Origin of the sequence: Arthrobacter sp. FW306-2-2C-D06B, assembly GCF_021789175.1 — a bacterium.
In the GTDB taxonomy this organism is placed as follows: domain Bacteria; phylum Actinomycetota; class Actinomycetes; order Actinomycetales; family Micrococcaceae; genus Arthrobacter.
In genome coordinates this window covers 4097350-4117821 of the sequence record NZ_CP084560.1, presented here as the reverse complement: position 1 = coordinate 4117821, position 20472 = coordinate 4097350, and the positions used below count along the sequence as shown (strand labels likewise).

The window sequence follows — 20472 nt, the reverse complement described above, 5'->3', positions numbered from 1 at the left end:
GGTTTCACGATGTGGCAGGCGTCGCGGTGGAGGCGAGGCAGCGGTGGGTGATGGCATCGGTGGTTAGCTGATCCCCGGTCAGCTCTCCGGAGACGGCCCCGTTCTTGATGACGATGACTCGATGACAAAGATGGGCGAGATCCTCGTATTCACTGCTCGCGATCACGACGCAGCAGCCATCTTGGGCTGCGCGGTTGATCAGGTCAAAGAGAGTCTTCTTTGCTCCCACGTCCACGCCGTTGGTCGGTTCGTGGAGGAAGAGAACGTGGGGACGGGTGAGCAGCCACTTGGCAAGGATGAGTTTCTGCTGGTTGCCGCCGCTGAACGAACTCAGGGGCAGATCGGGCGCCAGCGGCCGCAACCCAACACGGCGCATCGCCTCGATTGCATCCTTGTGCTCCTCTGAGTAGGCCATGCGACCCGAGCGCCAGTAACGCCTCATGGTGGCCATCGTGAGGTTCTCGGCCGCCGAAGCCGCCATGAGACCGCTGGAGGTCGCCCGATCTGCGGGGATATACGCCATCCCCATGCTCATGGCACGGCGCGGTCGAAGCCACTTCTGCTCGACTTCCGTGCCTTTGACTTCGACTTTCCCTTCTCCGTGGCTGGCACCGAAGCACAGACCGATGATCTCCTCGAAACCATCTCCCACGAGGCCCGTCAGTCCGACGATCTCTCCGCGGGACGCCACGAATGAGACATCACGCGTTTCTGCTCCGCTGAGATTTGTAGCCCGTAGGACGGGCTCAGTCACGGTCGTATGTTCGGACGGATAGAGGTCGGTGAGCTTCGTCCCAAGGATGGCCGTTATGAGGTCGTCGGTAGTCGCTGACGCGACGTCCATCGTTGCCACGACTTCTCCTGACCTCAGGATGGTTGCCCGATCGCAAACGTCCTTTACTTCGTCGAGTCGGTGGGTCACAAACAACACCGAGCTACCCGTGGCCTTGATCCTGCGGAGGACCTCGAATAGCTGGTGCACCGCGTCCGCCGGGAGGTAGGCTGTGGGTTCGTCCAGGACGAGCACACCCCTTTCTTCGCCGCTTATGGACTCGATGCCCCTGATGATCGACAGCATGGCCCGCTCTACTGCGGACAGGCGTCCGACCACCGCGTCGGGCGAGAGCCCGAGTCCATACCGTCGGAGGGTCTCCTCGGTATAGGACCGTTGGGCGCGCCAGCTGATCCTTCCCCACTGTGTTCGGTAACGGCCTAACCCGAGCGTCTCAATGACGGTGGATGAAAGGACCAGGCCGAGATCCTGGTGCACGAATCCAAGCTTCAGGCGTTCTGCCGTCTTGGGGTCGATCGGGAGGCCCTCCGACCGGCCGGACACCGTGACGCAGGGAGCATTGTCTGCCGTGTAGCCCCCATCCGGGGAGATCTGGCCGGCGAGGAGTTTGATCAGTGTGGACTTGCCTGAGCCATTCTCGCCCAGGAGGGCATGGATCTCACCGGACACGATGTTGAGGTATGCCTCCTTGAGGACGGGACGGGCCCCGTAGGACTTAGTGAGGTGCTCGGCCCGAAGCAGGGGCTCCCGGTTCGTTGAGTTCATGGTACTGATCACCCTTGCCAGAGCCGGGTGTAGAAGGTTCGGAAATCGAACGAGCCGTACCAGTCGCCGGACTTCTTCGCGAGGTCGATCGTGTCGATGTTGGCCCGCGTAAATGTCCGGTTCGGGACCTGCTCGTCTGCAACCGCATCCTCGCCTGCGATCGCGCGCATCGCCTGGTCAACCGCCGCCCACCCCATTTGGTAGAGGTTGGTCCCTACTGTCGCCGCCTCCGGGTCCGCCTTGTCCTGGAGCCCGCTCATTGCCCCGACAATGGCGTTCGAGCCCACCAAGCGGATGTTTCGGCCGGCGAGCCCGGTGATCGACGGCTTGATCGCCAGATTCATGTCGTCGACAAGGCTCACAACGTAGCGGGTTTCTGGATTGCGCTGCAGAAACGCGTTGACCTGCGGTTGCAGGAGAGACGACCAAGCTTCCAAAGGCGCATCCTGCACGGCGACCTTGGCATCGGGGCACAACTGGGCGAACTGTTTCGTGAACTGGTCGACCACATCGGAACTCGAGGTTCCGAAGCTCGAAGAGCCCAGGTAGAGCACACCTGCGTGGCACGACGAGTCCGCAGCCACGAAGTTGGCCTGCCGGGTACCCACGTCGTTCGTTGCCGACGCGTAGGCAAATACACCGATATCGGCAAGTTCCTTGGAGACCTTGCCCGGCGCGTTACTGCCGACACTGATCACGGGGATCCCGTGGCTTTTGGCCCCGGTGATGCTCGATGCAACGCTCTTCGGGGGCGTGCCCTGAAGCAGGATGACGTCGACGGATTGGGCGACTGCCTGATCTACGAGGGAAGCGGCCTTCGGAGGATCGCCCTCGCTGTCCGAAACAGTGACGGTGGCACCCGCAGCCGCGGCGCCCTCCTTGACGCCGGCAAGAACGTCCTGGCTGAACGGGAAACTGAGGCCGCTCGCGATGAACCTGATGTTTTTGCCACGTAAGGAAGTCCCGTTCTTGACCGACTGGATCTTGGGGCTAGCGGTCACCGGCGCGATGTCGAGGGCTAGCGCCTTGGTGGCGGCGCTTTCGGGGTTTGAGGTCCCCGCGGCATTTGTGCTCTCGCTCGCTCGTTGACAGCCCGTCATGCCCAGGAGCGCAACGGAAATCACGATGGGCAGGATGGCTGCACGTTTCTGTCTCATCATTTGAAATCACCTAAATTTGTTTGGGTCGAGAACGACATTGTTCTTGGATGCTTATGCGCGAATTGTTCGGCCGTTGCGGCGGGCCGCAAACGTTGAAAGGGCGACTCCCAGGATCAGGGCCATGCCGTAGAACACCTGCGTCACCCAGCCGGCCAGTCCCAAGAGTTGGAGCCCGGTGATGCCGGTTGCGAGGAAGTATGTCGCGACCGCCGTTCCTAAGATGTTGAAACGGCCGGGCGTGAAACTGGTGGATCCGAGCATCGCGGCCGCGAACGGTGCGAGCGCGTAGCTGGTACCAACGTTTGGGTCAGCCGAGCCGAGCACGCCGGTAAGCAGAACTGCGGCCACCGCGCCAAGAAGGCTGGATACGATAAGGGACCCGGCACGGATCGCGTCCACTCGAACTCCGGACAGTCGAGCTACCTCCCGCCCGGCACCTGTGAAGTACAGGCTGCGGCCGACGGGCGTGTGTTGGAAGAAGTACCACGCCACAACCACCACACCCAGGGCGTAGAAAAAGACGAGCTGGATCCCGCCCACAGTGCTTCGGGCGGCATCGACCAGGTCCACAGAGATGCCGGTGACGGTGAGGTTATTCAGCCCCAGAGCGAAGCCGATGAGCACCGAGGTCATCGCGAGCGTGACAATGAGTGAACTGATCCCGATTCGGACGACGAAAAAGGCGTTCACGCATCCGACCACCAACCCAATTGCCAGCGCCACGAGCACTGTCGGCATCAGCGGCCACCGTTGGATGACGTTTAGATATCCCATCGTGACCACAGTGATCACCACTACACCGCTCGACGACAGATCGAACTCCCCGGCGGCCATGGGAATCGTCACGGCGATTGCCACGATCAGGACCGTGGCTTGCGAACTGAGAAGGTAACCCAAGTTCGAGCCCGAGAGGAAAACTCCGGGCAGGAGCACGCCAAAGGCCACGATCATCAAGGCCCAGGTGATAATCAGCCCGAAGCGCGAACCGATCAGAGCGATCCAATCGTGAGCCCGCAACCTCGGCTCGGCCACGGGGATGTCAGCCGCGTTTGCGGGACGGGATGGTCCGTCCTTAACCAGGCCGCCGCGAGACGTCGCGGGGGAGGCCGCAGGGTCTTGTCCGGTTCGCGTTTGCGCCATTTTGTCACTCCTAGGGATCTCACTCAGTGCTTGCGCGTCGTCGCGCTTTAAGAAGAGTCTGAGGTCAACGATCATAAGAGGCAGAAATTTGTTTGAATTCAGCAACAACGCGGCCAAAATTGTAGGAAAACGATCCTCGCTCCGTCTGGTTGGGCTCAGTCCGTCCACGGTCGGAGCGGGACGACGCCCGCGGACCGACCATTTTCTCCGAGAAGCCTGCCCATTCGCTTGACGGACCGCAGATCGATAACCCGGTTAGACACAACCACAAAGGGAAACCGCTCAAGCAGGGTTGCCTCTACCGCCTCGATCTCTCCCAGCGAGTGGAGCCAACAGGTCGCCATGAGGTTGTTGGATCCTGTCGTTGCCGCCGCGACGCGAACTTGAGAGGATCCTGCCAAGCTCCGACAAACCTCCTGAAGCCTGTTCGCCGGAACCTTGCCCCAGATTGTTGCCGAGATGGGCCAGCCAAACACTGGCGCGGCAAGATCGCACCTGACTCGCACAACCCCACTGTCAACAAGCCGGCCCACGCGACGCCGGGCGGTCGCCGGGGTCACGCCCGCCTGTGCCCCCAAATCCTGGAATGCCATTCGGCCGTCAATCACCAACGCGTCCAGCAGAGAACGATCCACTGGATCCAGCTGCGGCATCTCCCGGCGCTCGAGCGTATCCCGTGAAGTTACTGATGCGAGCCTGCCCACCTGACCGGCGTCCATCGCGCGGAGCCGCCAGCGGCTACCCTCTCCGTACAGTGTGGTTACAATCGATACTTCGACACGGTCAACTCCGGGATAGCTCCCCAGCCGGCTCAATACACTTTCGTGAAGCGAGTAGAGGCTGCTCGAGAACACCGTCATGGAAAGATCGGGCGCGCCCCCCGTGATTTCCAAGGTCGCCACCGAAGGGTCGTTCTGCAGCCTTACGACCAATTTTTCCCTAAGCCGTGGACGGCACCACATCAAGACGAACGCGGTCACGCCAACAGTGTGAAAAGCCGGACCGGGCGTAGCGCTGACCCAAGCGAGCCCGGCTTCGCGCAAGCGGTCCCACCGGCGAGCTAAAGTGATTGGCGCGACGTCCAGCGCCTGGGAGATCAGAGCCCATGGCGCGCGCGGCGCGCGCTGCAGTGACTCCAACAACGCCAAGTCAAGCTCGTCCGGAGCGATGGATTCGTACACAATTCCCCGACTATTTGAAGGTTGCTTCCCGATGAGGCGGGACGAGACGACCCCGCGTGGCGTTGGCCGCGAGACCTGTGCGCGAACTTAACAGTCGACTCGGCGGTATGTCAACGTCCATGTTGCCCCGCTGGATCGCGCTAGGGTGCCACCAGGTCGATGCTGCCGTGGATGAGTTCGTGCGCGTGCGCGGCCGCGAGGGGCGCGGCAAGGCGATGAACCGCCTGGAACGTCTCGCGAACGGCCGGACCGCGCCATCCCTTCGGGAGGTATTCCAGCGGCAGGTTCGGGTCCCGGTACGGGAAGCGGCGCCACAGGGTCAGCATGGGGATGTAGTAGCGAAAAGCATCCCGGCGCAACTCCGCAGTCGAGTTGGCCAAGGCGGCCCCGGGATCATCCCCGACCAGTCCGGTCCAAAGATCTCCGGCCCCTTCATAGAGGTCCAGGAATTCGGCGAATTGCTCGTCGATGGCCTTCAGGTCCCACCATTCGGCCACCTTCGGCCGCATGGGGCCCTCAAACAAGTAGTCGCCGCGGAAGAAGTCCACAAACTGAACAAGCCCGCGCGAGGCAAGCCGCTCACGGGCTTGGTCAAGGACTTGGGCCGGTGCGATCCATACCCCTGAGGCCACGGATCCAAAACCGAGCCCGGAGAGCTCGGAGCGTAGTTGGTGCCGACGGTTCCGCATTGATTCAGGGACGGAAAACACGGCGAGCACCCAGGATTCCAGCTCGGTGGAGCGATCGGCGGCGAAGATCCTCCGGTCGCCCTCGCGGAAAACATCCAGAACAGTGTCGGATAGTTCGTATTTGGCGACGCCGTCCTGGCGGACACTTTTGAGGACACCCTTGGCCTTCAGCCGCGAGACAGAGGAACGGACTCCGGGCGCGTCGTAGCCGAGGTCGCCCAGCATGGAAATCAGCACTGAGACAGGGAGGGCATCGCCCGAACTCCGGCCGTAGAGCCCATAGATGGTGACGATCAGCTGCTGGTGGCGTACCGGCGGTGCGGGCATGTCCATCACGGTTCAGAGCCCCGGACTGTTCGGGACCGCTACGCCAGCCGCCTGCCGGATCCGTTCCGGCCACGGCTGGGCTGAAACCGAGCCCGAGGGCACGTGGGCTGTGGTCAGTGTGCCATGGGCAGCGAGGCCGCCCGGCGAGTTTGGATGGGCGTGGCCGTAGACCTCAAAGGCAAGGGTCATGGATGAGCGGCCGACTTTTTGGATCCGCACGGTCGCTGTCACCCGCTGGCCAAACCACAGCTTGGCGGTGTAATTGACCACTTGCTGCACTCGTGGAGCGCTCGGAAAATACTCCGGAAGCACCAGATTGCGGAAGAGCTCTGCCTCGGCAGCCTCCACCCAGCGCATGATCGCCGAATTGTGCTGATGGCCCGACGCATCGGTGTCCACCCATTCCACGGTTCTGTCGATGCTTGCCTGCATCCCTGATGGCGGTTCGGTGCCCTCCACGGTTCCCCCTTCGGCGACGTTTGTAGTGCTCAGGCCGCGTTCAATTGTATACATCAAGTGACGGCCGTTCGGAACTCGATATGCCGAAAGGGGTTGGCTCAGGACGGAACCAATCACGGAGGCATCCACATAGCCTCCTGGAACGGTGAGTTAGTCGCTCCCTATTCACATTTGTGGGATCAAAAGTGAATAGCGGCGGTCCTGGTCGTTCCTCAGGCGCGCATCCCTACTCCGCGAACAGGCCGGCCAGGTCCTCCGCTGTCAGGGCGCCACCGGTCAGGGCATCGCCTTCCATGACGTCCGCGAACAGCTGCGACTTCCTGGTCTTGAGCGCCATGACCTTTTCCTCGATGGTGTCCTTGGCCACCAGCCGGTAGACCATCACGTTCCTCGCCTGCCCGATTCTGTGGGTGCGGTCTACTGCCTGCGCTTCGGACGCCGGGTTCCACCATGGGTCCAGCAGGAAGACATAATCGGCTTCGGTCAGGTTCAGGCCGAAGCCGCCGGCCTTCAAGGAAATGAGGAACACGGGCGCTGCGCCGTTCTTGAATTCGCTCACGACGTCGGCCCGGTTCCGGGTGCTGCCGTCGAGGTAGCAATACTCGATGTCCTCCGCGTCGAGCCGCTCCCGGACCTTGCCCAGGAACCCCGTGAACTGGCTGAAGATGAGCGCCCTGTGCCCCTCCGCAACGATGTCCTCCAACTGTTCGAACAGCACATCCAGCTTGGACGAGCGCACTGCGGACAGGGACTCGTCCACCAGGGAGACATCCAGGCTCAACTGCCGCAGCAGGGTGAGCGACTGGAAAATGGTGAAGCGGTTCTTATTGACGTCGTCGATGAGACCCAGGATTTTCTGACGCTCACGCTGCAGATGCGTCTGGTACACCTTCTGGTGCCGCGGGTTCAGCACCACTTCCAGCACCTGTTCCTGCTTCGGTGGCAGGTCCTTGATGACTTGCTCCTTGGTGCGGCGCATCATGAGGGGACGGACCCGACGGCGGAGCTTGGCGAGCTGGGCCTTGTCGCCGTTCTTTTCGACCGGCTTTTGGTAGTACTCCGCGAAGCGGCGCGGGCTGGAGAACAACCCGGGGGCGACGATCGAGGTCAGCGCCCAGAACTCCATGAGGTTGTTCTCGAGCGGCGTGCCGGTGATGGCCAGCTTGAAGGATGCCGGGAGTTTCCGGGCGCACTGGTACGCCTTCGACTGGTGGTTCTTGACGAACTGGGCTTCGTCGAGTATGAGCCCGGCCCATTCCTTGGCTGCGTACGCCTCGTAGTCGATCCGGAATAGCGCGTAGGAAGTGATGACGACGTCGGTTCCGGCCATGGCTTCCTGCGGATCCGTGCCGCTCTTGGCGAAGGTCTCCCCGACGGTCTTTATGCTCAGGCCGGGCGCGAAGCGTTGGACCTCGGCGGCCCAGTTGCCCACGACGCTGGTAGGCGCGACCACCAAAAAGGGGGCGGTGCCCCCCGCGCCCGCGGTGCCCCCCGCGCCCGCGGTGCCGCCCGCGCCGCCGGCGTCGGATTCAGCCTGCTCCTTCGCCGCGCACATCAAGGCAATCGCCTGCACTGTCTTTCCGAGGCCCATGTCGTCGGCCAGGACGCCGCCCAGGCTGTGACGGTACAGGAAACTAAGCCAGTTGAAGCCCTCCAGCTGATAGGGACGGAGCTCGGCGTCGAGCGAGCCCGGCAGCGGGAGCCCGGTCACGCCGTCGTCGAGCAATCCGCCCACGGCCTCGCGCCATGCGGCCGCTTGCTCGTCCACAATCCCCAATTGCGCGAGCTCATCCCAGAGGCCGGCCTGGAAGCGGCTGATCTGCAGGGTGCCGTGGCGGTCCGGGTTGTCCTGCAAGGATCTGGCCTCGTCGATCAGCGCGCGGAGCTGGTGCAGTTCGGGCAGATCCAGCGAGAAGTAGGCGCCGCTGGGCAGCAACATTCGGCTCTGGCCGGCCGCGAGGGCGGAAAACACTGCGGCGAAGGACACAGGTTCACCCTCTAGCGTGATGACGATGCCGAGATCGAACCAGTCGCGGCTGTCGGTGGCCTTGGTCGAGATGGAGACGACGGGGGCCTCGGTGGCCTCGCGGTAGTCGGCGATCTCGCCCGAGGTGTCCACGACGACGTCGGGCAGTTCGCTGAGCCGGGGCAGTACCTCCTCGGTGAAGGCCAGGGTGTCCAGGCCGTCCAGCGCTACTGATGCGGCCAGCCGTGGAGCCCCCCATCCTCCGCTCGAGGATTCGCCCAGCGCGGCAACCACTTCCCAAGGCCGGCCCAGGGACTCAAGGATCCGGGCCTCCTCGGCGTCGTCGCGGTAGCCGTGGTCGTCCGGGTGCCGCCAGAGGGGCTGGGCGGTCACGAGCTTGCCGGCCTTGTAGTGCCACTCCCAGTGCAGCCGCACCCGGTGGTCAGCGCCGTAGTTTGCCAGCAGCGACAGCGTGGGCACGGCGAGCACCGGCAACTCCACCGATTGGTCCGCTGCTGTGACCCGGGTGGACTGCTTGAGCTTCGGATAGAACGCCGTGAGGAACCGCTCTTCGTCCTTCGCCGGGATCTGGAGCCGGGATGCGCCCATGACGAAATCGAGGAGTTCCTGCGACTCGCCGCCCTCCAACGGAGCCAGCGTGATGAGGTTCTCGGGTGCCGATACGCCGGGCAAGTGCCCCTCGCCGGGACCCGTGAAGAACAAGCCATGCGCCGGGCGGCCGATCAGGCCCAAAGTGGCCGGATCAAGGGCGTCCCCGCCCAAGGTCACCGACGGCGCGAGCTGCAGTCCGTCGTCGGGCCGGCTAAGGTCCAGCCCGACGACGGCGGGCTCCGCAGCAATGCGGACCGGCTCGGTCCCGCCGGAGTGGATAAGGGAAACCCCTATCTTCTCGGCCTCGACAAGGAGGCTCCAGAGGTTTTTCCCGGCGAACTCGTTGAGGAGCATCCACATGCTCGAAGTGAGCTGTCTGTAGTCCGCAGTGGAATGCGCGGCCAGGAAGTTCTGCATCCAGTCGATATGCGCTTCGTTGAACTCGCGCTTGTAGCCGAGGTAGTTCAGGTTGGTCCAGGAAACATCGCCCCGGATCCACTTGCCCTTGGCGCCCATCATCACCGGGCGGGCCTTGAGCTGGCGAACGCTGCGGAGCGGATCGCGCCGGCCCGTGTAGGAGAAGTGCGGGGCGGGTTCTTCCACCTCGAACGCCAGCGCCAGGGGGAGACCCTGGCCTTGCGTTGCGGTTCCCGGAGTAGCGATGAGCTTGCTGAGTGCCTGCTCCCAGGCCGGACGCTGCACGGTTGCCCCAGGCTGGGCCGTCTGCCCAAACGCGGGCGCGCTCAGCAGTTGCGCCCGCACGGCGGGATGGTCTTCGGCGGCGAAGAGAAGGGCGGCCACGTGTTTGCAGTCCTTGCGGACCGGGCAGCTGCACACGCCGACGGTGCAGCTCCAGCCGCCGGGCTTGCGGACCAGCTTGGCCGACGTCGAATACGCTGACGGGCCACTGCCCCTGACCTTGCCCATCATCAATCCCGTGGCGGAGTCGAAAGTGATGCTGCTGACCCGACTTCCCATGGCGTAGGCGAGGCCGGCCGCCAGGGAGCGGTCGTTGATGGCGGGTGTCTGAATCGCCAGTTCCCAGGAGTCGTCTGAGTGGGAAGGCATTCGTTAGGGCTACTTTCGGCAGGAGGCTATCTATGAATCCTAGGGCCCATGAAGCAGCCCTGAAACTTTGCCGGACGTTCACCTCTGCCTAGCTTGCCCGACAACCCCCCCCGCGTACGTTGAAAGGGTCCGGAGCAGCACAAGCTTCCAAGCAGTGAGGAAATCCCATGACCAGCAATGAGAACCCCGTCGTTCTGACGAAGGACAGCATCGAGGCCGACAGCGCCGACGTTGTGGACGCGAACGTCACCGTGGTCAACGAGATGTACGAGGAGCTCCTCAACCATGAGGAAATCGCTACCAATGCTCTGCGCAGCTACTTTGTGGACTACTACCTGACGCAAGCACTCGCGGGCGGTTTCGCCCAGTACGTGTTCACGGTCCCGGAACGCGAAGAGGTGGATGCGTTTGTCCGCGAAGGCCTCGAAGGAATGGGCGCCAAAGGCCACCTTGAGCTGTTCAACCGCACCGCCGCAGCTTTCGACGCCCTGTCCGAGGAAGACGCCGAGGCCTACCTGGACGGCGACCTTGACGAGTCCGAAGTGGCACCGGAAGCCGTTGCCGAACTCGAGGCCCTCGACGGCGAATTCGAATCCCTCCTGGAGACCGAAGACATCATCGAACTCAACGCGGCGTGGCTCCGCAGCCAGGACGGAGTGCTCTACCTGGACGAGGAGCAGCTGAAGGCCCACATCGCCGAGCGCGTAGCCCTCATCCCGAACCTCGAAGAGCGCCAGGCCGAGGCGGCGGAAGCTGAACTTGAGAACGCCCCTGAATTCGAGCTCATCATCCGTGAACTGTGCGACGTTGCCGGCTACCAGCTGGAGAAGATCACCATGGGCGATCCCAACTACGAGCACGACGGCGAGACGATCCTCGCCTGGCACTTCACCACGGACCACGGCAACTACATCATGATCGAAGAGGACGACGAAGCCTTCATGATCCACCCGGAGACGAAGGAAATCATCGCCGCCGTCGAGTTCGAGGACGCTGAAGAGTTCGAAGACGCCTAAAACGCCCGCTCACCTATAGGGCTTCCAAGGCGGACGCCCGCTCACCTTTGAGGCCTCCAGGACAAACGCTCGCTCAGATCTTCCGGCAGGCCCGGAGAGATCTGAGCGAGCGTTTGTGTTTTGGGCTGCAAAAGTGAGCGAGGGTTTCAGTAGCCCATGCTGCTCCCGCTTGGGGTGCTGCTCCCGCTTGGGGTGCTGCTCCCGCTCGGGCTGCTGCTGCTCGGGGTCAGCATGGAACCGGACGGGCTGACCAAGGACCAGACGCCGCCCACGCCTTGGCCGTAGGTGTCACTGGAGTCTTCGTCTTTGGAGTAGAAGTAGAGGGGCATGCCGTTGATGGTGATCTGCATCTTGCCGTCTGCTGTGGGGATGGTGCCGATGGTTCCGCTCACCCCGTCAACCGCCGGCTTGGTCGACGTCGTCGTCACGGCAGGCCAGTTGGTAGCGCAGCCGCCGGTGCAGGCGCTCTTGCCGGAGTCCTTGACGTCCTTCGCGAAGATGTAGACGCTCTTGCCGTTCGCCGCAACCACTCGCTCGCCAACGCTCGACGACGCCGTCTTCAGTTCCGCAGCGCCAGCAGGCGTACTCGACGCCGCGGGGCTGGATGCCGTAGGACTGGGACTGGTGGCGCTCGAGGATGAGGAGGACGCGCCGGGGCTTCCTCCGCAGGCAGTGAGCGCGATGGCCAGCGCAAGAATGCCGAGCCCGGTGCCGAGTTGCTTCTTCATGGTTTGCTCCTTCGCTCGCACCGGCCGTGGACGTGCCGGAAGCTAACCCGTACGACGCCGCCGGGTGAAGAATGGTTCACAGGGCGTGAACCTTTTTCGTGGCGGGCACGTCGTATCGCAGGAGAAGGGGAAGCCGAGCACCAAGGAGGCGCCGATGCCGCTCGACGAGGATGTGGTGGCCGCGATCTACCGCGACCACGGCACAGCCCTGCGCCGCTTCGTGCTGAGCTGCACGCCGGACGCGCACTTGGCGGAAGACGTGGTGCAGGAAACCATCCTCCGGGTGTGGCAGCACGCCCCTCAGATCACCGGCAGCCTGCGCAGCTATTTGTTCCGCACTGCCCGCAATGTCATCATCGACAACTACCGCAAGGCCCAGCGGCGCCCGGCAGAGGCTGCCGAACGCGACATGGCGGACCCGGAGGAGGCCACCGAGCGGGTGGACGAGCTCCTCAATCGGGTCCTTATGGAGGAGGCGCTCCTGCGGCTCAGCACCGAACACCGGGAGGTCCTGGTAGCCCTGCATTACGAACGTTTCACGGTGAACGAGGCCGCGCTGAGGCTCAACATCCCCAGCGGCACGGTGAAATCCCGGGCCTTCTACGCCGTCAGGGCGCTTCGCACGATTCTCGACGAAATGGGGGTGCAGCGGTGAACGAAACCGGACTTCACCAATTGCTGGGCGCCTACTTGCTCGGCGGCCTGGAGCCTGCCGAGGCCCGGGCTTTCGAAGGGCACTTGGCAAGCTGCGCTGATTGCCGGCTCGAGCTGGGCGAGTTGGAAAGCCTCCCTGCCCTCCTCGACGCCGTCCCCGTGCCCGACGCCGTCGCGCTCGCCGCCGGGCGGCCCGCCGTCGAGCCCTCCGCCGCAGCTCCATCCGACGCCCGCTCACTTTGGGGGGCTTTTCCAGAAACGCTCCCGCAGCCGATTCTTGTGAAGATGACGGCACGGCGGCGGAAGTCCCGACGCCGGTGGGCGGCCTTGATGGGTGCCGTTGCCGCCGCTTGCCTGGGGTTGGGCATACTGGCGGGGCCGGTGCTGAACCAGCCACCCAAGCCTGACGCCAGCTACTCGCTGCAGACAGACAACGGCCTGCAGCTGACTGTGGGGTTCGTCAGGAAGGCGTGGGGGACCGAGCTGCAACTCGAAGGCCGCAGCATGCCGGCGCAAGGCACGATGTACCTGTGGGTCAAGGGCCGCGACGGCACGGAGGAAATGGCTTGCGGTTGGACGGCGACGCCCAGCGGCCACATCAAGGTCACGGGCGCGACGCCGGTCCAGCTCGCCGGGATTTCGGGCGTGGAACTGCGCGATGACGCCCAGAAGACGGTCGCGGTGATTTCGGTCCCGGGGAGCTAGGGGTCCCCGGGACCTACGCGGTTATAGCGGTGCGCGGCTACGCGGATGCTGCTTCGCTGGCCTCGGGATCGGGCAGATCGCTTCGCTCCCAGCTGGGCATGTCCAGTCGGTTGAAACTGTACAGATGGATTCCGGAGATACCATCCGGGTGCGTCATGAGTTCGGAAACCAGGCCGTCCGGTGAGTACTTGTCCCCGCCGAGAAGCTTGCGGGCAAGGGTTCCTTTGTTGCTGAGGAACTTCAGGGATGTCCCGACGCCGATTTGGGTTGCCAGGGCCAGCAGCTTGATTCGGGGAACTGCCCCTGCAATTCCAGCCCACACCGGAAGCTCGACGCCTTCCCGCCGCAGGAGTGCTGCATAGTCGAGGATCGCCGGGGTGGAGAAGCACATCTGCGTGACAACATGCGTCGCCAGGTGTTGTTTGGCCAACAGGGCATCCAGCAAGTCCAGCCCGCTCACGGAAGGATGCCCCTCGGGGTAACCGGCGATGCCCGCGGTGATGCTGCCGCCGGAGTACTCGGCGATGTCCGCCAAGAGGGGAAGGCTCGATCGATAGGGGCCGGCAGCTTGCGCACCGTCTCCGCCAATGGCGAAGACCTCCGTGATCCCGGCGGTCTCGCAGTCCCGGAGGATGCCGGAAAGCTGCGACCGGTGCTCCAGCCCGCGTGCTGAGATGTGCGGAATCACGTTGTAGCCGAGCAGGCTGAGCTTGACGGAAGCCTCCATGGTCCGCACGATGCCGTGATGGGGCAGGCAGGTGACGGTGAGCGTTGTGGAAAGCGGCACTGCGGCCTGGACTTTCTCAACGATTCCGTCTGAGGGAATGATTTCAATCCGGGTGGGAAACATGCTGGCTCCTTGCGGATCAGGCCGTGGCGTGGTGTGCGAGGAGGGTGCGGGCTTCCTGGCGGGTGGTGCCGGAGTCCTGGATGCCTTCGGCGATGTGGGCCAGGTGGGCCGGGATTTCGCGGCCTTTCTTGCGCATCGCGGTGGCCCAGAGGCGTCCGGCGCGGTAGGAGGAGCGGACCAGGGGCCCGGACATGACGCCGAGGAAGCCGATTTCCTCGGCTTCGGTGGCGAGCTCGACGAATTCCTGGGGTTTGACCCAGCGGTCCACGGGCAGGTGCCGTTCGGAGGGGCGCAGGTACTGGGTGATGGTGATCAGGTCACAGCCGGCGGCGTGCAGGTCGGTCAGGGCTTCGGAGATCTCTTCCCGGGTTTCGCCCATGCCCAGGATCAGGTTGGATTTGGTGACCATGCCGGCGGCCCGGCCCTGGGTGATGACGTCCAGGGAGCGGTCGTAGCGGAACGCGGGGCGGATGCGCTTGAAGATCCGGGGCACGGTTTCGACGTTGTGAGCGAAGACCTCCGGGTTCGAGTCGCAGATCGCTTGGATGTGTTCGGGTTTGCCGGAGAAGTCGGGGATGAGCAGTTCGACGCCGGTGCCGGGGTTCAGTTCGTGGATCTTGCGGACGGTTTCGGCGTAGAGCCAGACGCCTTCGTCTTCGAGGTCGTCGCGGGCGACGCCGGTGACGGTGGCGTAGCGGAGCTGCATGGCTTGGACGGAGCGGGCGACCTTGGTGGGTTCGAACATGTCCACGGGGGAGGGCTTGCCGGTGTCGATCTGGCAGAAGTCGCAGCGGCGGGTGCATTCGGAGCCGCCGATCAGGAAGGTCGCTTCCTTGTCTTCCCAGCACTCGAAGATGTTCGGGCAGCCGGCTTCCTCGCAGACGGTGTGCAGGCCTTCTTTTTTCACGAGGTTCTTCAGGCCCACGAATTCCGGGCCCATCTGGACCTTGGCCTTGATCCACTCGGGCTTGCGTTCGACCGGGACGGCTTTGTTGCGCTGTTCAACGCGCAGCAGCTTACGGCCTTCAGGTGCCAGGGTCATGAGGAACTCCATAATTCAGGTGGCGCGGACGCACCACGATGATTCGGTTCCTCCCCGCTCTGTATTGGACCTGAGAGTTTCCGCGTCCCGCCTCGTGGCTGGACGCTTGCACCGTCGGTGAGCCCGGTAGCCCGGACTGCTTTCCAGAGTTGCCTTGCCGCGGCGGTACATGGGCCTGAGAGATTCCTGGGGAGGATTTGCTCCTACGGCGCCTGCTGAAAATGTACCGGCAGGGCTCTCCCGCCGCAGATCATAAGCACATGCCGCCTTTCGGTGACACGTCTCACATGGTATCCGGTGCCTGTGCGGTGCGCAAAGAACCTAGGCGCGATCGTGAAGCTAGATCCTGCGATAGCTAAGGTCGAAGATCATGCGTCCGGCCTCGTGGGCCTTGTTTTCGAAGCTGGTGCGGATGCGGCCATCGAAGCGCGGAGCCCATCCGCCCACGTGGTCCACTCCCTCGTTGGGGCCGGTGTGCTCGGTGCTGACCGGGGCGCGGCCTTCCTTGACGGGCGCCCCGCCCACCATCGATTCGACTCCCGATTCCCACACTTGGGTGAGGGGGCTGTCAGCGCCGGTCCGCTCGCCGTCGTGCACGTTCTCAAACTCGGTGGAGCCGGCGAGGACCTCGCGGACGTGGATGGCGTAGTTGGACCAGTCGGTGGCGATGCGCCACAGGCCACCCTTCTCGAGGGACCGCGCAGCGAGTTCGGCGAACGCGGGCTGGATAAGGCGGCGTTTATGGTGCCGGGATTTGTGCCACGGGTCCGGGAAGAAGACCCAGAGCTCGCTGACAGAACCCGCGGGGAGCATGGTGGCCAGGACCTCGGGGGCGTTGGCTTCCACGACACGGACGTTGCGGAGTCCGCGGCTGTTGATCTTGATCATCGTGTTGGCCAGGCCCGGGGTGTAGACCTCCACGGCGAGGAAGTCCTTGTCCGGGTTCTCCTCCGCCGCGTGGCATACGGCGTCGCCGAGTCCCGAACCGATTTCGACGATCAGCGGTGCCTTGCGCCCAAACTCTGCTTCGGCGTCGAACACGTAGTCCGGGTGTACGGAAGTGTTGGCGACATGCCGCGGAACCTGGATGGCCCAGCGGTCCGAGTGCTCTTCCCAGGCGGCCTGGCGCCGACCCTGAAGGCGCGTCCCGCGGCGCACGAAACTCACCGGCCGGCCGCCATACGTGCCGAAGGAGGCCTGGCTGCCTGGGGTCACGGGGCGCGAAGACTGCGGTGTTTCGGGGGATTCTGGGGTTTCACTCATCTCCTCCAGAATACCGTTGCACGGTCAAAGCCCCGCCGCGGAACCTGCATACGCTCCCGTCATGGACGCCGCGTATGAGCGTGACTGCCAGAATGGGTTGGTGACCCCCGCTTCAAGCGCCCCAAAGAACACCGAGCCGCACCCCGGCGTCCCCGAGATCCTCGTCGACGCCGAGATCGACGAGCTTCCCGCCGCCGAGCCCACGCAGATCAAGACACGCGGCGGACTCGTCTTCCTGGGGATCTGCCTGGTGCTGATAGGCCTGAATCTGCGGACGGTTTTTTCGAGTTTTTCGGCAGTCCTTCCGGAAGTCACCGCCGACGCCGGGCTGCCGGGCTGGGCAGTGGTTGTCCTCACCACTGTGCCCGTGACGTTGCTGGGTGTCTTCGCCCCGATGGCGCCGATCCTGGCCCGCCGGTTCGGTGCCGAGAGAGTATTGCTCGGCGCGATGGCAGTGCTGACAGCCGGGCTGCTGCTCCGTCCTGTGGACCTCGCCGGCGCCGGGCACTTACCGGCCCTCCTCGCCGGCACCGCGGCGTGCGGCGCCGCGATCGCGCTGTGCAACGTGCTGCTGCCTGGCGTGGTCAAGCGCGACTTCCCGCATCGGCTCGGGCTCATGGGCGGGCTGTATACGACGGCGATTTGCGCGTCTGCCGCGCTTGGCGCCGGATTCACCTATCCCGTCTTTGTCGCGGCCGGGCACTGGACCTCGGCGCTGTGGTTCTGGGCGCTGCCCGCCGCCGTCGTACTCTTGCTGTTCCTGCCCCTCGCGATCCGCCAGCATCCCGTCCGGCACAACGCGGCCGACGGCGGCGCGAAGGTCTGGCGTTCCGCCGTCGCCTGGCAGGTCACCACCTTCATGGCGTTGCAGGCGATGATGTCCTTCAGCGTGTTCGCCTGGTTGGCGCCGATTCTGCGCGATCGCGGGATCGACGGCGGGACGGCCGGTTTGATCGTGTCCGTGTCGATTGTGCTGCAGATGCTTGGTTCGTTCATCGCTCCCGGGCTCGCGGCACGTTTCAAAGACCAGCGCGTCATCAACACCGTAGTGGCGCTCATGACCGGCGGCGGCTTCGCCTTGAGTATTTTCGGCCCCACGAGTTTGATTTGGGTGTGGACCGGGCTGTTGGGCCTGGGCCAGGGGAGCCTCACGGCCGTCGCGTTGACCATGATCATGCTGCGTACCCGCGATTCCCACACCGCTGCGCACCTTTCCGGCATGATGCAGGGCGTCGGCTATGGCTTGGGTTCCACGGGAACCCTCATGGTGGGCCAGCTGCACCAGGTGACTGGTGGCTTCACGGCCGCCGGCATCCTGTTCCTCGTGGTGGGATCCTTGGCGGCGCTCTTCGGCTTCCGCGCCGGCCGGAACCGTTACGTCGGCTAGCCCAACTGACTCGCAGTTGTTGTCGTTATGAGGGCTCAAAACGACAACAAATGCGAGCCAGTTGGGTCCGAACGGGGGAGTTAGTGTGTCAGGTCCTTGCCCTTGGTTTCCGGGATCATGAAGGCGAACCCGATTCCGATGGCCAGCAGGATCACGGCGTAGACGTTGAACATGTTGGCCTGGCCGATGCTGCCGAGCCAGGTCTGCAGGTACGGAGCCGTGCCGCCGAAGACCGCAACGCAGATCGAATACGGGACGCCGACGCCCACGGTGCGGATCTTGGTCGGGAAGAGCTCGGCGTACACGGCAGGGACAATCGAGGCGCTGCCGGCAATGAAGAACAGCATCACGGACATCGAAACGGCCAGCTGCCACGGGGAATCCTTCAGGAGCCACGTCATGGGGAAGTGCAGCAACGCCGCGCCGGCGGAACTCACGATCAGCACCGGCTTGCGGCCGATCCGGTCGGACAGCTTGCCCCAGAACGGCAGCGACGCAATGAAAGCGATGTTGCCGATGACCCCGGCCCACAGGGCCGCGCCGCGGTCCATCTTGAGGCTGCTGGCCGCGTAGCTCGGCGCCACGACGCCCCAGATGTAGTAGACAACGGTGAGGCCGACGGTCAGCCCGATCACCTGTAGGGCCTGCTTGCGGTACTTGACGATCTGCGGCCACATCGGCTCACGCTTTTCTTTCGGAGCTTCGGCTTCGAACGCCTCGGTCTCCTTCATCTTGGCCCGCATGACCAGGGCGTAGATGCCTAGGGCGCCGCCCACCAGGAAGGGGACGCGCCAGCCCCAGGCGTTCATGTCGGCCTTGCTCAGCACCCCGGTCAGGATGGCGCCCAGCAAAGTTCCGGCGAGGATGCCGGCGGTGCCGGAGGTGTAGATGAGGGTTGCCCAGAAGCCGCGCTTTTCCTTGGGGGCCATTTCGGACAGGTACGTCTGCGACGACGGCAGCTCGCCACCGTGGGCGAGGCCCTGGATGAGGCGGGCCACCAGGAGCATGACGGAGGCAAAAGCCCCGACAGCCTGGAATGTCGGGGCGATACCGATCAGCAGGCTGCCGAGGGCTGCGAGGCCGACGGCGAACGTCATGGACGTCTTGCGGCCGATCCTGTCGCCGATCCAGCCGAAGACGAAGCCGCCGAACGGCCGGGCCACGAATCCGACGGCGAAGATCGCCAGTGTGGAGAGGACCGCGGAGGTGGGGTCGGCACTGCTGAAGAGCGCGCTGGCAATGAAAGGCGAGAACGTGGCGTAGATGGCCCAGTCGTACCATTCGACGGCGTTGCCGATGCCGGTGCCGATGAGGGTTCGCAGATGGGACTTGTGGACCTGGACTGTGGCTGAAGAGCCTACGGTAGCGGTCATGTCGTGCTCCAAGGTTTGGGGTGGTGGTTAGTTGCCGGCGGCAAGGATGGCGATGCGGGAAACCGCGAGCTCTGCGTAGAGCGCCGCGCCGTCGGACAGTACGCCGTCGTCGAAGGTGGCGTACGGGGAGTGGTTGAACGGTGAGGTGGTGTGGTCCACGCCCCGCGGTACGGCGCTGAGGCCCACGAAGGTTCCCGGAACTTCGGCCAGGACCCTGGAGAAATCTTCCGAGCCACTGATCGGGGTGGCCCAGCGTGAGAGCCGGGAATCGCCGAACATGTCCGAGATGACGTTCTCGGCGGTGTGGGTTTCGTCCTCGTCAGTGACGGTCATGGGGTATTCGCCGCGGTAGTCGACGTCCACCTCCAGGCCGTGCGCCAAGGCAATGCCCTTGAGGAGCTGGGGAATCGCGGTCATCATCCGGTCGCGGGAGGCTTCGGAGAACGTGCGGATGGTGGCTTCGAAACGCGCGGATTCGGGGATGACGTTGCGCTTGGTACCTGCCTGCAGTACGCCCACGGTCAGGACTACGGGATCGAACATGTTGAACTGCCGCGTGATCATGACCTGCAGCGCTGTCACCATTTCCGCGGCCGCAGTGACGGGGTCCTTGGCCGCATGCGGCGCCGAGCCGTGACCGCCGGCACCGAGGACCGTGACGAAGAGCCCGTCGGAGGCGCTCATCATCACGCCCGGCTTGGTGCAGAACTGGCCATACGGCTCCAGGGAGGAGAAGACATGCATGCCGTACGCCGCGTCAACACGGCGGCCTGCGGCGTCCAGGACGCCTTCGCGGATCATGTGGCCCGCGCCGTCGAAGCCTTCTTCGCCCGGCTGGAACATCAGCACCACGTCGCCTGCTAGCTGATCGCGTCGCTCGGCCAGCAGGGTTGCAGCTCCGGCGAGCATGGAGGTGTGGAGGTCGTGGCCGCAGGCGTGCATGGCGCCGTCGATCTTCGAGGAGAACTCGACGCCGGTGCGCTCCTGGACGGGAAGGCCGTCCATGTCGGCGCGGAGCAACACAGCCGGCTTCCGGGCTGGTTCCGCGCCAAGCGCACCGGGCGCGCCGCCGCGCAAGACCGCGGTGACCGACGTCGTGCTCTCGCCAAGGGTGATTTCGTACGGGAGTCCGTCGAGGGCCTTGAGCACCTTTTCCTGGGTGCGCGGGAGGTCCAGGCCGATTTCCGGTTCCTGGTGGAGCTCGTGACGGAACCGGGCGATTTCTCCTTGCATCTCTTTGGCGTCCGAAGCGATCGACATTTGTTCTCCTGTTTCCTGAACGATTGGTAGGTAT

General features: G+C 64.2%; 17 protein-coding genes, 1 pseudogene and 2 riboswitches. Of the genes and pseudogenes, 4 read left to right on the top strand and 14 right to left on the bottom strand.

Annotation, left to right across the window (positions count from 1 at the left end):
- Positions 1 to 4: 4 nt before the first annotated feature.
- The 8 genes and pseudogenes from LFT47_RS19170 to LFT47_RS19140 form a co-directional block, all read right to left on the bottom strand.
- The gene (locus tag LFT47_RS19170; RefSeq protein ID WP_236813196.1) at positions 5 to 1558 is read right to left on the bottom strand and encodes a sugar ABC transporter ATP-binding protein; all 1554 of its coding nucleotides are present in this window, start codon (positions 1556 to 1558) and stop codon (positions 5 to 7) included.
- Positions 1559 to 1566: 8 nt separating this feature from the next.
- Entirely contained in the window at positions 1567 to 2718 is a 1152-nt protein-coding gene (locus LFT47_RS19165; RefSeq protein ID WP_236813194.1) for a sugar ABC transporter substrate-binding protein, read from the bottom strand.
- Positions 2719 to 2769: 51 nt separating this feature from the next.
- On the bottom strand, positions 2770 to 3858 hold the full coding sequence (locus LFT47_RS19160) for an ABC transporter permease (RefSeq protein WP_236813192.1): 1089 nt from the start codon (positions 3856 to 3858) through the stop codon (positions 2770 to 2772).
- Positions 3859 to 4013: 155 nt separating this feature from the next.
- Complete coding sequence (locus tag LFT47_RS19155; RefSeq protein WP_236813190.1) at positions 4014 to 4838, bottom strand: Lrp/AsnC family transcriptional regulator; 825 nt, start codon at positions 4836 to 4838, stop codon at positions 4014 to 4016.
- A gap of 105 nt (positions 4839 to 4943) precedes the next feature.
- A pseudogene (locus LFT47_RS21565) lies at positions 4944 to 5039 on the bottom strand (hypothetical protein); the annotation flags it as partial.
- Positions 5040 to 5179: 140 nt separating this feature from the next.
- A complete protein-coding gene (locus LFT47_RS19150; protein WP_236813187.1) occupies positions 5180 to 6055 on the bottom strand; it encodes a PaaX family transcriptional regulator in 876 nt (291 codons plus the stop codon).
- A 12-nt stretch (positions 6056 to 6067) separates the two neighbouring features.
- On the bottom strand, positions 6068 to 6514 hold the full coding sequence (locus tag LFT47_RS19145; RefSeq protein ID WP_236813186.1) for an acyl-CoA thioesterase: 447 nt from the start codon (positions 6512 to 6514) through the stop codon (positions 6068 to 6070).
- A gap of 226 nt (positions 6515 to 6740) precedes the next feature.
- Positions 6741 to 10160 carry a DEAD/DEAH box helicase gene (locus tag LFT47_RS19140; RefSeq protein ID WP_236813184.1) on the bottom strand — a complete coding sequence of 1140 codons (3420 nt, stop codon included), beginning with the start codon at positions 10158 to 10160 and terminating at the stop codon, positions 6741 to 6743.
- A gap of 167 nt (positions 10161 to 10327) precedes the next feature.
- Here LFT47_RS19140 and LFT47_RS19135 point away from each other — a divergent pair, with 167 nt between their 5' ends.
- Positions 10328 to 11176: a DMP19 family protein gene (locus tag LFT47_RS19135; RefSeq protein ID WP_236813182.1), complete on the top strand. Its 849-nt coding sequence runs from the start codon at positions 10328 to 10330 to the stop codon at positions 11174 to 11176.
- 146 nt (positions 11177 to 11322) lie between these two features.
- Here LFT47_RS19135 and LFT47_RS19130 read toward each other — a convergent pair whose 3' ends face one another.
- Positions 11323 to 11904: a COG4315 family predicted lipoprotein gene (locus LFT47_RS19130; protein WP_236813180.1), complete on the bottom strand. Its 582-nt coding sequence runs from the start codon at positions 11902 to 11904 to the stop codon at positions 11323 to 11325.
- Between the two features lie 154 nt (positions 11905 to 12058).
- Between LFT47_RS19130 and LFT47_RS19125 the strand changes: the two genes are divergently transcribed.
- Together LFT47_RS19125 and LFT47_RS19120 are read left to right on the top strand one after the other, a co-directional pair.
- A complete protein-coding gene (locus LFT47_RS19125) occupies positions 12059 to 12559 on the top strand; it encodes a sigma-70 family RNA polymerase sigma factor (RefSeq protein ID WP_059389901.1) in 501 nt (166 codons plus the stop codon).
- Positions 12556 to 13263 (top strand): anti-sigma factor family protein, encoded by a 708-nt coding sequence (locus LFT47_RS19120; RefSeq protein WP_236813178.1) that lies wholly within the window; start codon positions 12556 to 12558, stop codon positions 13261 to 13263. Before LFT47_RS19125 ends, LFT47_RS19120 begins: the two co-directional genes overlap by 4 nt.
- A 37-nt stretch (positions 13264 to 13300) precedes the next feature.
- Here LFT47_RS19120 and LFT47_RS19115 read toward each other — a convergent pair whose 3' ends face one another.
- The 3 genes from LFT47_RS19115 to trmB all read right to left on the bottom strand — a co-directional run bounded on the left by LFT47_RS19115 (position 13301) and on the right by trmB (position 16418).
- Positions 13301 to 14113, bottom strand: coding sequence for a methylenetetrahydrofolate reductase (locus LFT47_RS19115; protein WP_236813176.1), 813 nt, complete (start codon positions 14111 to 14113; stop codon positions 13301 to 13303).
- A gap of 16 nt (positions 14114 to 14129) precedes the next feature.
- On the bottom strand, positions 14130 to 15155 hold the full coding sequence (gene lipA, locus LFT47_RS19110) for a lipoyl synthase (RefSeq protein ID WP_236813174.1): 1026 nt from the start codon (positions 15153 to 15155) through the stop codon (positions 14130 to 14132).
- A gap of 49 nt (positions 15156 to 15204) precedes the next feature.
- A riboswitch (glycine riboswitch) is annotated at positions 15205 to 15307 on the bottom strand.
- 1 nt (position 15308) lies between these two features.
- A riboswitch (glycine riboswitch) is annotated at positions 15309 to 15408 on the bottom strand.
- Positions 15409 to 15494: 86 nt separating this feature from the next.
- A complete protein-coding gene (trmB, locus tag LFT47_RS19105; RefSeq protein WP_236813172.1) occupies positions 15495 to 16418 on the bottom strand; it encodes a tRNA (guanosine(46)-N7)-methyltransferase TrmB in 924 nt (307 codons plus the stop codon).
- Positions 16419 to 16518: 100 nt separating this feature from the next.
- On the opposite strand from trmB, the gene LFT47_RS19100 reads away from it, so the two are divergent.
- Positions 16519 to 17805 carry an MFS transporter gene (locus tag LFT47_RS19100; protein WP_236813170.1) on the top strand — a complete coding sequence of 429 codons (1287 nt, stop codon included), beginning with the start codon at positions 16519 to 16521 and terminating at the stop codon, positions 17803 to 17805.
- 80 nt (positions 17806 to 17885) lie between these two features.
- Here the strand turns inward: LFT47_RS19100 and LFT47_RS19095 are convergent, their stop codons facing one another.
- A complete protein-coding gene (locus LFT47_RS19095; RefSeq protein ID WP_236813168.1) occupies positions 17886 to 19178 on the bottom strand; it encodes an MFS transporter in 1293 nt (430 codons plus the stop codon).
- Positions 19179 to 19205: 27 nt separating this feature from the next.
- A complete protein-coding gene (locus LFT47_RS19090) occupies positions 19206 to 20438 on the bottom strand; it encodes a M20 metallopeptidase family protein (protein ID WP_236813166.1) in 1233 nt (410 codons plus the stop codon).
- Between the last annotated feature and the right edge of the window lie 34 nt (positions 20439 to 20472).

What these genes read in the sequence shown, in the direction of transcription:
- LFT47_RS19170 (WP_236813196.1), bottom strand. Translation starts at nt 1,558, where the DNA reads ATGAACTCAACGAACCGGGAGCCCCTGCTTCGGGCCGAGCACCTCACT.
- LFT47_RS19165 (WP_236813194.1), bottom strand. Translation starts at nt 2,718, where the DNA reads ATGATGAGACAGAAACGTGCAGCCATCCTGCCCATCGTGATTTCCGTT.
- LFT47_RS19160 (WP_236813192.1), bottom strand. Translation starts at nt 3,858, where the DNA reads ATGGCGCAAACGCGAACCGGACAAGACCCTGCGGCCTCCCCCGCGACG.
- LFT47_RS19150 (WP_236813187.1), bottom strand. Translation starts at nt 6,055, where the DNA reads ATGCCCGCACCGCCGGTACGCCACCAGCAGCTGATCGTCACCATCTAT.
- LFT47_RS19140 (WP_236813184.1), bottom strand. Translation starts at nt 10,160, where the DNA reads ATGCCTTCCCACTCAGACGACTCCTGGGAACTGGCGATTCAGACACCC.
- LFT47_RS19135 (WP_236813182.1), top strand. Translation starts at nt 10,328, where the DNA reads ATGACCAGCAATGAGAACCCCGTCGTTCTGACGAAGGACAGCATCGAG.
- LFT47_RS19130 (WP_236813180.1), bottom strand. Translation starts at nt 11,904, where the DNA reads ATGAAGAAGCAACTCGGCACCGGGCTCGGCATTCTTGCGCTGGCCATC.
- LFT47_RS19125 (WP_059389901.1), top strand. Translation starts at nt 12,059, where the DNA reads ATGCCGCTCGACGAGGATGTGGTGGCCGCGATCTACCGCGACCACGGC.
- LFT47_RS19115 (WP_236813176.1), bottom strand. Translation starts at nt 14,113, where the DNA reads ATGTTTCCCACCCGGATTGAAATCATTCCCTCAGACGGAATCGTTGAG.
- lipA (WP_236813174.1), bottom strand. Translation starts at nt 15,155, where the DNA reads ATGACCCTGGCACCTGAAGGCCGTAAGCTGCTGCGCGTTGAACAGCGC.
- trmB (WP_236813172.1), bottom strand. Translation starts at nt 16,418, where the DNA reads ATGAGTGAAACCCCAGAATCCCCCGAAACACCGCAGTCTTCGCGCCCC.
- LFT47_RS19095 (WP_236813168.1), bottom strand. Translation starts at nt 19,178, where the DNA reads ATGACCGCTACCGTAGGCTCTTCAGCCACAGTCCAGGTCCACAAGTCC.
- LFT47_RS19090 (WP_236813166.1), bottom strand. Translation starts at nt 20,438, where the DNA reads ATGTCGATCGCTTCGGACGCCAAAGAGATGCAAGGAGAAATCGCCCGG.